The organism is Desulfogranum marinum, from assembly GCF_016918565.1.
Lineage (GTDB): Bacteria > Desulfobacterota > Desulfobulbia > Desulfobulbales > Desulfobulbaceae > Desulfogranum > Desulfogranum marinum.
Genome location: NZ_JAFFQD010000154.1, coordinates 1 through 538, shown reverse-complemented (window position 1 = coordinate 538; position 538 = coordinate 1). Strand labels below are relative to the sequence as shown.

At 48.0% G+C, this 538-nt stretch carries 1 pseudogene; it reads right to left on the bottom strand.

Annotated features, from left to right (window positions below):
- Positions 1 to 128: 128 nt before the first annotated feature.
- Positions 129 to 538: pseudogene (locus JWH17_RS23275) on the bottom strand (ISNCY-like element ISDol1 family transposase); the annotation flags it as partial.

Genomic DNA, 538 nt, shown 5'->3' with positions numbered 1-538 from the left:
ACCACCAGGGTTCAGACGGCTATGGCAGACTATCGATGGTCAACAGAATCAGTGGCTAGAGACAAACTGTTCTTGGAGTACCTGGGGATAGGTGCCAAGTAGTGTACGCTTTAAACGACTTTCAGGTTATAAACATATCTGCTTCGGCACATGTCTTCTTCCTTGAGCCCGCGCCCCTTGGAAAAACAGACGTCTTTAACGCCCTTACCCTTTGCTTCCTTAAGGTTCGTTTGAGATGTAAAACCGCCGTCAAAACACGCCTGCAAAGGATAGCGTCCGTAAATATCATTTTGCCTGTCAAGCATTGACCCGGTCAACGTAGTGTCCGCAGGATTGCCGTCAAGTACTACGCAGTCAAGAATGAGATTAGAAGCGCCGCCGGTAAGACAAATTTTGTGACCGTAATAGGTGTCTCGGCGATCCTTGCGGATAATATCCGTATGCGGCTCAAAGATTGAAACAATCTTTTCCAGGGCCGGAACAGATTCACCAGCAAAAATTCTGCGTTTGGTTTGGCACGCGACCTGACGAACAATAG